This window comes from Pseudomonas brassicacearum subsp. neoaurantiaca (genome assembly GCF_013608025.1).
Taxonomy (GTDB): Bacteria; Pseudomonadota; Gammaproteobacteria; order Pseudomonadales; family Pseudomonadaceae; genus Aquipseudomonas.
The window spans coordinates 64,758-77,841 of record NZ_VDLV01000008.1; the positions used below are offsets into that span (position 1 = coordinate 64,758).

The window sequence follows — 13,084 nt, forward strand, 5'->3', positions numbered from 1 at the left end:
TCCCCTGTGGGAGCGAGCTTGCTCGCGATGGCGGTGGATTAGCCGACACTTCCATGACCGATAGTCCGCTATCGCGAGCAAGCTCGCTCCCACAGGATCGGATTTCGTCATTACGACTTGGCGGCGACTATAAATGACGAAAAACAGCGCAAAACGACGACACATTGCGTCTTATTAACGTGTTTCTCCCTCTCTAGAATGGCTGGCATCTTTTCCTATACTCAGACGCGAACGTCGCGTCGAGTCGCCCATCAAGGTCAGCCATGAACAAGAACAATCGCCACCCAGCAGACGGCAAGAAACCCATCACCATTTTTGGGCCGGATTTTCCGTTCGCCTTTGACGACTGGATCGAACACCCGGCCGGCCTGGGCGTCATTCCGGAACATAATCACGGCGCCGAAGTGGCGATTGTCGGGGCCGGGATCGCTGGCCTGGTGGCGGCGTACGAGTTGATGAAGCTGGGCCTGAAGCCGGTGGTCTACGAAGCGTCGAAAATGGGCGGACGCCTGCGCTCCCAGGCGTTCAACGGCGCCGAAGGCATCATTGCCGAGCTCGGTGGCATGCGGTTTCCGGTTTCATCGACGGCGTTCTATCACTACGTCGACAAGCTGGGCCTGGAGACCAAACCCTTCCCCAACCCGTTGACCTCGGCCTCGGGCAGCACGGTCATCGATCTGGAAGGCCAGACCTACTATGCAGAAAGCATGGCCGACCTTCCCGCGCTGTTCCAGGAAGTCGCCGACGCCTGGGCCGACGCATTGGAGGCTGGCTCACGCTTCAGCGAGATCCAGCAAGCGATCCGCGACCGCGACGTGCCGCGTCTCAAGGAACTGTGGAACACCCTGGTGCCACTGTGGGATGACCGCACCTTCTATGATTTCGTCGCCACCTCCAAGGCGTTCGCCAAGCTCTCGTTCCTGCACCGCGAAGTGTTCGGCCAGGTCGGTTTTGGCACGGGCGGCTGGGACTCGGACTTCCCCAACTCGATGCTGGAAATCTTTCGCGTGGTGATGACCAATTGCGATGACCACCAACACTTGGTCGTTGGTGGCGTGGAGCAGGTGCCTCACGGTATCTGGAAACATGTCCCGGAGCGTTGCGCGCACTGGCCGGCAGGCACCAGCCTGAACTCGTTGCACTTTGGCGCGCCTCGCGCTGGCGTGAAACGTATCGCACGCGCTGACAATGATCGGTTCAGCGTTACCGACGTCTGGGGCGACACGCGTGAATATGCCGCCGTGCTGGTTACCTGCCAGACGTGGTTGTTGACCACCCAGATCGAATGCGAAGAGGCGCTGTTCTCGCAGAAACTGTGGATGGCCCTGGACCGCACCCGCTACATGCAGTCATCGAAGACCTTCGTGATGGTCGACCGGCCGTTCTGGAAAGACAAGGACCCGGAAACCGGACGCGACCTGATGAGCATGACCCTCACCGACCGCCTGACCCGTGGCACCTACCTGTTCGACAATGGCGACGACAAGCCGGGCGTGATCTGCCTGTCCTATTCGTGGATGAGCGATGCGCTGAAAATGCTCCCGTATCCGGTGGAAAAACGGGTGAAGCTGGCCCTCGATGCCCTGAAGAAGATTTATCCGAAAGTGGACATCGCCGCGCGGATCATCGGCGAACCGATCACCGTATCCTGGGAAGCGGACCCTTATTTCCTCGGCGCATTCAAGGGCGCCTTGCCGGGTCACTATCGCTATAACCAACGCATGTATGCGCATTTCATGCAGGACGACATGCCGGCCGAACAAAAAGGGATCTTTATCGCCGGCGACGACGTCTCATGGACACCCGCCTGGGTTGAAGGCGCGGTACAGACCTCGCTCAACGCCGTGTGGGGAATCATGAAACATTTCGGCGGTGAAACTCACCCCGAGAACCCGGGTCCAGGTGATGTGTTCCACGAAATCGGTCCGATCGCCCTGCCCGAATAAAAGGAGTTGTCGATGCGCGTAGCCCTTTACCAATGCCCACCGTTGCCCATGGACCCGGCCGGCAACCTGCAGCGCCTGCATCAAATCGCGCTGGAAGCCAGGGGCGCGGATGTGCTGGTGGTGCCGGAGATGTTCCTCACCGGCTACAACATCGGGGTCGACGCAGTGAACGTCCTGGCGGAGGTCTACAACGGCGAATGGGCGCAGCAAATCGGCCGTATCGCCAAGGCGGCCGGCCTGGCGATTCTCTATGGCTACCCTGAACGCAGCGAAGACGGGCAGATCTACAACGCCGCCCAACTGATCGATGCCCACGGTGAACGCTTGGCCAACTATCGCAAGAGCCATCTGTTCGGTGACTTGGACCACACGATGTTCAGCGCCGGCGACGCGGCGTTGCCGATCGTGGAGCTCAACGGCTGGAAGCTCGGTTTCCTGATCTGCTATGACTTGGAGTTCCCGGAAAACGCGCGGCGCCTGGCCTTGGCCGGCGCCGAACTGATCCTGGTTCCGACCGCCAACATGCAACCCTACGAGTACATCGCCGATGTCACCGTGCGCGCACGGGCGATCGAGAACCAGTGCTTCGTCGCCTACGCCAACTATTGCGGCCATGAAGGTGAACTGCGCTATTGCGGCCAAAGCAGCATCGCCGCACCGGACGGCAGCCGGCCGGCGTTGGCGGGGCTGGACGAAGCGTTGATCGTGGGCGATTTAGATCGACAATTGATCGATGATTCCCGCGCGGCCTACAACTACCTGCACGACCGTCGCCCCGCGCTTTATGGCGACTTGCCCAAACACTGATCCGGACTAATCCGCTAGCATGAGCGCATCCCAATCCTGGAAGCGCTCATGCCGGTCCCCGACTCCCTCCGCCCTCACACCGAAACCCTGGCCAACGGCATGCGGATGACATTGCGCCATGTTCCCGGCCTCAAGCGCTGCGCCGCTGTGTTGCGGGTGGCGGCCGGCAGCCATGATGCGCCCGAGGCTTGGCCGGGACTGGCGCATTTTCTCGAGCATCTTTTCTTCCTGGGGACAGAACGCTTTCCTACCGGACAGCACCTGATGGCCTACGTGCAAGGTCACGGCGGGCAAATCAATGCGCGCACCAGCGAACGCACCACCGAATTTGTCCTGGAATTGCCACCGGCGGCCCTGCCCGGCGGACTGGAACGTTTGGCGGATATGCTCGTCCGCCCACGCCTGGATGAAAACGATCAGTTGCGCGAACGGGAAGTCCTGCACGCTGAATTCGTCGCCTGGTCCCAGGACGCAGCGGCCCAGCGACAGATGGCCTTGTACGAAGGGTTGTCGGCGAATCACCCGCTACGGGGCTTTCATGCGGGCAATCGCGACAGCCTTGGCGTATCGCAGCCGGAATTCCAGACGGCACTGCGCGATTTCTACCAGCGTTTCTATCAGAGTGGCCAAATGACCCTGAGCCTGGCCGGCCCGCAAGACGTCGAAGCCTTGCGAACCCAGGCCATCCAATTCAGTGAACATGTGCCCGCCCAGGAAGCAGCGATCCGGCAGGCACCGCCAAGGCTCATGGCATCCTCCGATTCCATTTATCAACAGGTACGCAAAGGCGGCCTCGACCTGCTGTTTGCCTTCGAACACCTGCCCGCAGCCTCACCCCAAGCCATGGACTTCCTGTGCCACTGGCTGAACAACCATAAACCGGGCGGCTTGCTCGCGACACTGCGCCAGCAAGGCCTGGCTGACGGCCTCAAGGCCACCGCGCTGTACGAATTTGCCGGCCAAGCGCTGCTGCATATCGAACTCACGCTCGACAGCGGACAAACACCCGCCGATAGCCGGCCGTTGCTGCGCGACTGGCTGGGCTTTTTTGCCGGCCAGGATGACTGGACATCACTGCGCCAGGCATACACCGCGCTTCGGCAACGTCAGCAGGAAACAGCGACCGCCCTGCAACTGGCCCGTTGGGACTGTGAAGGACGCGAAGGCCCGCTGTCGGAAAACGACTTGATACGCCTCAGGGAAATCCTCAGGCAACTGCACCCTGTGGATAACGTTGCCGGACAATGGCACGTGCCAGCGCCCAACCCATTTCTGCAAACCATCGGTGAACCACCCCGCGCCGGTTTGATCCGCGGCCAGACCAGCGCCCACCGTGGCTTGCGCACATTCGCCCAGGACCGCAGCCGGGGCCGCCGGGAGCGCTCGCCCCTGCAGTTCAGCCAGGCATTGCCGGATACCTCGCCTGAAGGTGCGGTGTACCTGCGCTGGCAATGGCCGGCACAAGTACCGCTCAGTCTGAAATCCAGGCTTGATCGGCAGTTGGCGGACTTGCAGGAAGATGCCCGGCAGGCCGGTGTCGACATCGCCTTTGAACCCAGCGGCCAGCAATGGCTATTGAAACTGGTCGGCTTGCAGGCGCCGATGCCGTTGGTCCTTGAGCACTTCCTGGCGAAGCTGGGACAGCCACTGCCGCCCGGCCCGGCCCGGGACGACGCGCCGCTGATACCGATCCGACAGCTATTGCGCGAATTGCCGAATCATTGTCAGCAAACCCCACGGCCATCCTCGCAACCTTTACCCGACAGCGATCAAGGCGCCTGGGCAAACGCCCACTGGGACGGTTTGGCCGTCGGTCTGTCGGCAGCCACCCAGGCCGCCATCGGTCCCGTATTGGCGCGAGTCCCTGGCATCGCCCGAGAGCAAGCTGCGACAACGAGCGTGCCTGCGCCGATGCGTCGCTGGCATTCGCTCCAGACCCAAGGCGACGAACAGGCCGTGCTGCTGTTCTGTCCCACGCCAACCCAGGATTTGATCGACGAAGCCGCGTGGCGCCTGCTGGCCCATCTGGGCCAAGCCCCGTACTACCAACGCCTGCGGGTCGAGTTGCAGTTGGGCTATGCGGTGTTCAGTGGCTTGAAACAGATCGACGGCCGGACCGGCTTGTTGCTGGGCGCGCAATCTCCCGCGGCGTCGGCGGCGCAGTTGGTCGAGCATATGGAGCAGTTCCTGGGCGGCTTGGTGGCGCTGATCGAGCAGATTGACGATGCGACCCTGGCCAGCCAACGACAAGCCCTGGGCAGCCAGTTGCAAAGTACCGTGCTGCCGGTTGCCCAGGTCGCCGAAGTGCTCTGGCAAGGCAAGCTGGCCGGTCGTCCATCGGACTACCTTCAACAGTTACCCGACGCCATAACAGCTATCACGCGCAGACAATTGATCGACGCGGCCCAGCGCCTGGCCGACGCCCATGGCGGACGGTATTGCCTGAGCAACGCGCCGTGTCCGGGAATGCCCTGGCAAGCGGGGCATTGATCGTTACCGACCGTGCAACGAGCTTTCTCAAAGAATCGCGGCGAACGAATTTGTCAGATTTAGTAACATAGCCGCCTAAGCATCTGAACATCTCCCTGCGGAGGTGGACTATATGTATAGGCTCCACCTGTACCATCTAACCGAAGCATCCCAACCAAAGGAGTATTCCCATGTCCTGGTCCAAACCCGCATATATCGATCTGCGTATCGGCTTCGAAGTCACCATGTACTTCGCCAGCCGTTGATAGCTGCAGGCGGTAGTACGCAACACCACGCCTCGGTCATCCGGGGCGTTTTTATTTTCGGTTTGCAGATGGAGCGGCCATGTTCGTCCAGATTCTAGGTTCCGCCGCCGGCGGGGGTTTCCCCCAGTGGAACTGCAACTGCGCCAATTGCGCAGGTTTTCGCAACGGCAGCCTGCGGGCCCAGGCGCGTACCCAGTCGTCTATCGCGATTTCCGATGACGGCGTGAGCTGGGTGTTGTGCAACGCCTCGCCGGACATCCGCGCCCAGCTCCAGAGTTTCGCCCCGATGCAACCTGGACGAGCCCTGCGGGACACCGGCATTGGCGCGATCATCTTGATGGACAGCCAGATCGACCACACCACTGGCCTGCTCAGCCTGCGCGAAGGCTGCCCGCACCAGGTCTGGTGCACCGACATGGTCCACGAAGACCTGAGCACCGGTTTTCCGCTGTTCAACATGCTCACCCACTGGAACGGTGGCCTGAGCTGGAACCGCATCGAACTCGACCAGAGTTTCACCATCGCCGCCTGCCCGAACTTGCGCTTCACCCCGCTGCCCCTGCGCAGCGCCGCGCCGCCCTATTCACCGCATCGCTTCGATCCACACCCGGGCGACAACATCGGGTTGATCGTCGAAGACCTGCGCACTGGCGGCAAGCTGTTCTATGCGCCGGGCCTGGGCAAGGTCGACGAACCGTTGCTGGGCATCATGGCCAGCAGCGACTGCCTGCTGGTGGACGGCACGATGTGGGACGACGATGAAATGCAGCGCCGTGGCGTCGGCACCCGCACCGGTCGGGAAATGGGTCACCTGGCCCAGAACGGTCCCGGCGGCATGCTCGAAGTGCTGGAGCAACTGCCCGAGCAGCGCAAGGTCCTTATCCATATCAACAACACCAACCCGATCCTCGATGAAGATTCGCCCGAGCGGGCCGAGCTGGTGCGCAGGAACGTCGAAGTGGCTTTCGACGGGATGAGTATCGAGTTGTAGGAAGGGCTGAACGACTGCGGGGGACCAGCGGGCCTCATCGCGAGCAAGCTCGCTCCCACAGTTGTCCGAGTCGTACCGAACATTCGATTCACAGCACAACCAATGTGGGAGCGAGCTTGCTCGCGATAGGGCCAACCCTGACGCCACAGAACCCACGGGTATTTCCCGGAGAACGACATGACCGACACCCCCCTGTCCCCCGCCGAGTTCGAAGCGGCCCTGCGTGCCAAGGGCGCGTATTACCACATCCATCACCCCTATCACGTGGCGATGTATGAAGGCCGCGCCACTCGCGAGCAGATCCAGGGCTGGGTCGCGAACCGCTTTTACTACCAGGTGAATATCCCACTCAAGGACGCCGCGATCCTGGCCAACTGCCCGGACCGGGAAATCCGCCGCGAGTGGATCCAGCGCCTGCTCGACCATGACGGCGCCCCGGGCGAAGACGGTGGCATCGAAGCCTGGCTGCGACTGGGCCAGGCGGTGGGCCTGGATCCCGACCAGTTGCGTTCCCAGGAATTGGTACTGCCGGGCGTGCGCTTCGCGGTGGACGCCTATGTCAACTTCGCCCGCCGGGCCAGTTGGCAGGAAGCCGCCAGCAGTTCGCTGACCGAACTGTTCGCCCCACAGATCCACCAGTCGCGCCTGGACAGTTGGCCGCAGCATTACCCGTGGATCGACCCAACCGGTTACGAATATTTCCGCACCCGCCTGGGCCAGGCCCGGCGCGACGTGGAGCATGGCCTGGCGATCACCTTGCAGCACTACACCACGCGTGCAGGCCAGGACCGCATGCTGGAAATCCTCCAGTTCAAACTCGACATACTCTGGAGCATGCTCGACGCCATGAGCATGGCCTACGAATTGAACCGCCCGCCCTATCACACCGTGACCGACCAACGGGTTTGGCACAAAGGAATCGTCTTATGAGTTTCGATCGCAGCCAAACCCCCAACTGGCGCCCCGGCTATCGCTTCCAGTACGAACCGGCCCAGAAAGGCCACGTGCTGCTCTATCCTGAAGGCATGATCAAGCTGAACGACAGCGCCGCGCTGATCGGTGGACTGATCGATGGCGAACGCGATGTCGCGGCGATCATCGCTGAGCTGGATAAACAATTTCCCGGTGTGCCAGAGCTCGGTGACGACATCGAGCAATTCATGGAGGTCGCCCGTGCACAGCACTGGATCACCCTTGCCTGAGAAGCCCGCCGTTGGCCTGCCGTTGTGGCTGCTGGCCGAGCTGACCTATCGCTGCCCGCTGCAATGCCCGTACTGCTCCAACCCGCTGGACTTTGCCGAGCAAGGCAAGGAACTCAGCACGGAGCAGTGGTTCAAGGTGTTCCGCGAGGCGCGAGAAATGGGCGCCGCGCAATTGGGCTTTTCCGGCGGCGAGCCGCTAGTGCGCCAGGACCTGGCCGAGCTGATCGGCGAGGCGCGCAAGCTGGGTTTCTACACCAACCTGATCACATCAGGCATCGGCCTGACAGAACAGAAGATCAGCGACTTCAAGAAGGCTGGCCTGGACCACATCCAGATCAGTTTCCAGGCCAGCGACGAGCAGGTGAACAACCTGCTGGCCGGCTCGAAGAAAGCCTTCGCGCAAAAACTCGAAATGGCCCGGGCGGTGAAAGCCCATGGTTATCCGATGGTGCTGAACTTCGTGACCCATCGGCACAACATCGACAAGATCGACCGCATCATCGAGCTGTGCATCGCCCTCGAAGCTGACTTCGTCGAACTCGCCACGTGCCAGTTCTACGGCTGGGCGCAGCTCAACCGCGTCGGCCTGCTGCCGACCCGGGAACAGCTGGTGCGGGCCGAGCGCATCACCAACGAATACCGGGCCAAGCTGGAAGCCGAAGGCAACCCGTGCAAGCTGATCTTCGTGACCCCGGACTACTACGAAGAACGCCCCAAGGGCTGCATGAACGGCTGGGGCAGCATTTTTCTCACCGTCACGCCGGACGGCACGGCATTGCCGTGTCACGGCGCCCGGCAGATGCCGGTGCAGTTCCCGAATGTGCGCGACCACAGCATGCAGCACATCTGGTACGACTCGTTCGGCTTCAACCGTTTCCGCGGTTACGACTGGATGCCCGAGCCCTGCCGCTCGTGCGATGAGAAGGAAAAGGACTTTGGCGGCTGCCGTTGCCAGGCGTTCATGCTCACGGGCGATGCCAGCAATGCCGACCCGGTGTGCAGCAAATCCGAACACCATGGGATAATTCTCCAGGCTCGCGAAGACGCCGAGCACGCCACGCAAACCATTGAGCAACTGGCCTTTCGTAATGAACGAAACTCACGCCTCATCGTTAAAGGCTGATCCACTCAGCGCCGCCCAGGCTGTCGCGGCAGGCATCGACTTTGCCGAACTGCAACTCGGGCCCCTGGGCCTGTTCTGGAATGAATACCGCCCCGCGGACGGAGCCTGTCGGATCTGGCATTGGCGCGATGGCAAGGCGCATTGCCTGACCCCGGATGGCTTCAGCGTGCGCAGCCGGGTCTATGAGTATGGCGGCGGGTCGTTCTGCCTGAGCGATGACGGCGTGCTGTTTGTCAACGAGGCCGACCAACAGCTGTATCACCAATCGCTGGGAGACCCGCGCCCCGTGGCGTTGACCTCGGGTGAGCGTCGATATGGCGATCTGCACTTCGCCGCAAGGCACGTGCTAGCGGTGGAAGAACAGGCCAACCAGCATCGTCTGGTGTCGATCGGGCTGACCGATCATCAGCGATGCGTATTGGCCGAAGGCGCGGATTTCTATGCCGCGCCGATCCTGAGTCCGGATCAAAAGCGTCTCGCCTGGATCGAGTGGAGTCGCCCGCACCAGCCCTGGACGGCCACGCGGCTGATGCTGGCCGAGCGCAACGATGCAGGTTGGGGCGAACCGGTCTGCGTGGCGGGTCACGGTGCGGAAGAGTCCATTCAGCAACCGCGCTTCGATGCTTCCAATCGTCTTTATTGCCTGACCGATCGAGGCGGCTACTGGCAGCCCTGGGCTGAGAATGCGGGCGTCCTGAGACCGTTGGCTGCCGCCGAAGCCGATCATGCCCCCGCGCCTTGGCAATTGGGCGGTTGTACCTGGCTGCCCGTCGACGAAAAGACTCATCTGGCGAGCTGGACCGAGGGAGGTTTTGGTCGGCTGGGCATGTGCCGTGGCGACGCAATCGAAGATTTTACCGGGACCTACAGCCGCTTTCGCAGCCTGGCGCAGGATGAGCGTTTCATCTACGCCGTTGCCGCCTCGCCGACCAGCCCGTCGGCGGTCATTGCCATCGAACGACGGAGCCATCACATCACCGTGCTGGCTGGCGGCATTGCGCCGCTGTCCGCCGAACAGATCAGCCGTCCACAGACGCTGCGCTACCCCGTTGCTTCAAGTGAAGCCCATGGGTTCTTCTATCCCGCCATGGACGCCAACCCGAGACCGCCGCTGGTGGTGTTCATCCATGGTGGGCCGACTTCCGCCTGTTATCCGATATTCGACCCGCGCATCCAGTACTGGACCCAGCGCGGCTTTGCCGTGGCCGATCTCAACTACCGCGGCAGCAGTGGCTATGGCCGAGCCTATCGGCAGGCATTGCATCTGAATTGGGGCGTAGTGGATGTCGAGGATGCCTGCGCCGTCGTTGCGTACCTGGAGGAGCAACGCCTGGTCGATGGCCGCTGCGCCTTCATTCGTGGCGGCAGCGCCGGTGGGTATACAACCCTTTGCGCCTTGGCGTTCCGGGACGTGTTCCGTGCTGGAGCCAGCCTCTATGGCGTCAGCGACCCGGTAGCCCTGGGCCGCGCCACACACAAGTTCGAAGGTGACTATCTGGACTGGCTGATCGGCGACCCAAAAGTGGATGCCGAGCGCTACCGGGCGCGCACTCCGTTGCTTCACGCAGACCAGATCCGCGCGCCGATGATTTTTTTCCAAGGCGAGTTGGATGCCGTGGTCGTGCCGCAGCAGACCCGCGATATGGTCAAGGCATTGGAGGAGAACGGTGTTCCAGTGGAGGCGCATTACTATCCGGATGAACGCCACGGTTTTCGCAAGGCTGCGAACCAGGCGCATGCGCTTGAGCAGGAGTGGTTGTTTTATCGAAAGGTGATGAACGCTGGCTTATGAAAGTGGCGAGCTTTTGTGGCGAGGGAGCTTGCTCCCGCTGGGTCGCGGAGCGGCCCCAAGCTTTTGCGATCGCTGCGCAATCGAGCGGGAGCAAGCCCCCTCGCCACAAAGGAGTCCTCAATAAAGGAATCCTCTGACTGCAGGACTTCAGCGCTTGGCGATGATGTACACCGCATGCACGATGCCGGGGATATAGCCCAACAGCGTCAGCAAAATATTCAGCCAGAACGCCCCGCCAAACCCGACTTGCAGGAAAACACCCAGCGGTGGCAGCAGAATGGCGATGATGATGCGAATGAAATCCATGGATGACTCCCTGATGAGCGATGGCCACGTTGCCATAGCCATGGACACCTGCCCGCTCGTCGGGGTTCAGTAATTGCTCGCGAGAGGCCTCGAAAGCGTCCGCCGATAAAAAACGCGGACAAAAGAAAACCCCGCCGAAGCGGGGCTTTGCAGACTGTTTCCCTGACATCCATTTCACTCCGCCTTCCTGGCAGAATCCTACGTGTCCGTGTTGTTACTTTGCGCGTCCTGCGCTACGTCCATGGAAGCTAGATTAGCCGTGGATCCAATCGGACGATAGAGGGAAATCGCCAGCACGTCATGTAAGCATTTGCTTACATGACGACATATTTCAGAATTGGCCCGGCTCCAGCAGGAACAACGACTCACTGCCGGCCCTCACCGAAGCGCTCAGGGAATGGATCCGCGGCAATAGGCGGGCAAAGTAGAATCGCGCCGTGCCCAACTTGCTCGCGTAGAAATCATCTTGGCTTTCCTTACCCAAGGCTGCCCTGGCCATGAGTGCCCACATGTAGGCGTATGCGGTGTAGCCAAATGCCTGGAGGTATTCCACCGACGCTGCGCCGATTTCGTTCGGATTGCTTTTCGCCCGGTCCAGCAACCACTCGGTCAGTTCGTCCAGCGTGCCGACGGCATCGTTCAACGGTTGGGTGAATTCAGACAACTCGCTGCTTGCCGTCGCGGTGAAATGGCGGATCTCATCGGCGAACAACTTGTAGAACGCCCCGCCACTGCCGACGATCTTGCGTCCCACCAGGTCCAGCGCCTGGATACCGTTGGTGCCTTCGTAGATTTGCGTGATGCGCACGTCGCGCACCAACTGCTCCTGGCCCCATTCGCGAATGTAGCCATGACCGCCAAAGATCTGCTGGCCGTGGACCGTGGTTTCCAGGCCCAGGTCGGTGAGGAAGGCCTTGGCGACGGGTGTAAGCAGCGCGACCAGGTCTTCCGCGCGCTTGCGAGTGGCGGGGTCTTCGCTGAACTTCGCGGTATCCAGTTGCATCGCAACATAAGTGGAGAACGCGCGGCCACCTTCGTTCGAGGCTTTCATGGTCAGCAGCATGCGACGCACGTCCGGGTGGACGATGATCGGGTCGGCAATCTTATCCTTGTTCTGCGCGCCGGTGGGCGAACGGCTTTGCAGGCGGTCACGGGCGTATTCGATAGCGTTCTGGTAGGAACGCTCGCCGGTGGCCAAGCCTTGGATGCCGACGCCCAGACGCTCGTAGTTCATCATGGTGAACATCGCCGCCAAGCCTTTGTTTGGCTCGCCGACCAGATAACCCACGGCCTCGTCGAAGTTCATCACGCAAGTGGCGGACGCCTGGATACCCATTTTGTGCTCGATCGACCCGCAGTTCGCCGCGTTGCGCGCGCCCAGGCTGCCGTCGACGTTGACCATGAACTTCGGCACCAGGAACAGCGAGATGCCTTTCGGTCCGGCCGGCGCGTCCGGCAGCTTCGCCAACACCAGATGGATGATGTTCTCGGTGAGGTCGTGTTCGCCGCCGGTGATGAAAATCTTCGTGCCACTGACCTTGTAGGAACCGTCGGCCTGGGGCTCCGCCTTGGTGCGGATGATCCCCAGGTCGGTACCCGCGTGAGGCTCGGTCAAGCACATGGAACCAGCCCAGACACCGGCGTACATGTTCGGCAGGTACGCCGCCTTCAGTTCTTCGCTGGCATGGGCGTTGATCGACAGGCAAGCCCCGGCGGTCAGCATCGGGTACAGGCCGAAGGACAGGCTGGCCGAGTTGACCATCTCTTCAACCTGGGCCGAAACGGCCTTGGGCATGCCCATGCCACCGTACGCCGGATCACCGCCAACGCCGACCCAACCGCCTTCGGCGTAAGTCTTGTATGCCTGTGGGAAACCTGCCGGCGTGCTGACAGCGCCGTCGGCCCAGTGACAACCCTCTTCGTCAGCCGCGCGGCTGAGGGGAGCAACGCTTTTACTGGTGACCTTACCGGCTTCCTCCAGAATCGCTTCGACAGTTTCAGCGTCCACGGTCTCGGCCAGTGCCGGCAATTGGGCCCATAGTTTCGAAACCTCGAACACTTCATTGAGGACGAAGCGCATATCGCGCAGGGGCGCTTTGTAGTCAGCCATGGCAAACCTCGCAGGATCTAAACAATTGGTTCGTAGGAAAGCGGTTTCGCAATGGGCCAGAGTGTACCCCAA

General features: G+C 61.5%; 11 protein-coding genes. 9 read left to right on the plus strand and 2 right to left on the minus strand.

What is annotated here, in order from left to right:
* The first annotated feature begins 263 nt into the window (after window positions 1–263).
* From FHK92_RS05790 to FHK92_RS05830, 9 genes are all read left to right on the plus strand, one after another.
* Window positions 264–1,946: a flavin monoamine oxidase family protein gene (locus FHK92_RS05790; protein WP_181287232.1), complete on the plus strand. Its 1,683-nt coding sequence runs from the start codon at window positions 264–266 to the stop codon at window positions 1,944–1,946.
* 12 nt (window positions 1,947–1,958) lie between these two features.
* Window positions 1,959–2,753 carry a carbon-nitrogen hydrolase family protein gene (locus FHK92_RS05795; RefSeq protein ID WP_181287233.1) on the plus strand — a complete coding sequence of 265 codons (795 nt, stop codon included), beginning with the start codon at window positions 1,959–1,961 and terminating at the stop codon, window positions 2,751–2,753.
* 48 nt (window positions 2,754–2,801) lie between these two features.
* Window positions 2,802–5,243 (plus strand): pyrroloquinoline quinone biosynthesis protein PqqF, encoded by a 2,442-nt coding sequence (pqqF, locus tag FHK92_RS05800; protein ID WP_181287234.1) that lies wholly within the window; start codon window positions 2,802–2,804, stop codon window positions 5,241–5,243.
* A gap of 170 nt (window positions 5,244–5,413) precedes the next feature.
* Complete coding sequence (gene pqqA, locus FHK92_RS05805; RefSeq protein ID WP_003177660.1) at window positions 5,414–5,488, plus strand: pyrroloquinoline quinone precursor peptide PqqA; 75 nt, start codon at window positions 5,414–5,416, stop codon at window positions 5,486–5,488.
* A 79-nt stretch (window positions 5,489–5,567) separates the two neighbouring features.
* The gene (gene pqqB / locus FHK92_RS05810) at window positions 5,568–6,479 is read left to right on the plus strand and encodes a pyrroloquinoline quinone biosynthesis protein PqqB (RefSeq protein ID WP_181287235.1); all 912 of its coding nucleotides are present in this window, start codon (window positions 5,568–5,570) and stop codon (window positions 6,477–6,479) included.
* Between the two features lie 177 nt (window positions 6,480–6,656).
* Window positions 6,657–7,409, plus strand: coding sequence for a pyrroloquinoline-quinone synthase PqqC (gene pqqC / locus FHK92_RS05815; protein ID WP_181287236.1), 753 nt, complete (start codon window positions 6,657–6,659; stop codon window positions 7,407–7,409).
* Window positions 7,406–7,681: a pyrroloquinoline quinone biosynthesis peptide chaperone PqqD gene (gene pqqD / locus FHK92_RS05820; protein WP_030139251.1), complete on the plus strand. Its 276-nt coding sequence runs from the start codon at window positions 7,406–7,408 to the stop codon at window positions 7,679–7,681. The genes pqqC and pqqD overlap by 4 nt, the downstream gene beginning before the upstream one ends.
* A complete protein-coding gene (gene pqqE, locus FHK92_RS05825; protein WP_085987043.1) occupies window positions 7,674–8,804 on the plus strand; it encodes a pyrroloquinoline quinone biosynthesis protein PqqE in 1,131 nt (376 codons plus the stop codon). Before pqqD ends, pqqE begins: the two co-directional genes overlap by 8 nt.
* A complete protein-coding gene (locus tag FHK92_RS05830; RefSeq protein WP_181287237.1) occupies window positions 8,770–10,596 on the plus strand; it encodes an alpha/beta hydrolase family protein in 1,827 nt (608 codons plus the stop codon). Before pqqE ends, FHK92_RS05830 begins: the two co-directional genes overlap by 35 nt.
* A 147-nt stretch (window positions 10,597–10,743) precedes the next feature.
* Here the strand turns inward: FHK92_RS05830 and FHK92_RS05835 are convergent, their stop codons facing one another.
* Together FHK92_RS05835 and FHK92_RS05840 are read right to left on the minus strand one after the other, a co-directional pair.
* Window positions 10,744–10,902, minus strand: coding sequence for a YqaE/Pmp3 family membrane protein (locus FHK92_RS05835; RefSeq protein ID WP_003177654.1), 159 nt, complete (start codon window positions 10,900–10,902; stop codon window positions 10,744–10,746).
* A gap of 331 nt (window positions 10,903–11,233) precedes the next feature.
* The gene (locus FHK92_RS05840; protein WP_181287238.1) at window positions 11,234–13,012 is read right to left on the minus strand and encodes an acyl-CoA dehydrogenase C-terminal domain-containing protein; all 1,779 of its coding nucleotides are present in this window, start codon (window positions 13,010–13,012) and stop codon (window positions 11,234–11,236) included.
* Window positions 13,013–13,084 lie beyond the last annotated feature (72 nt).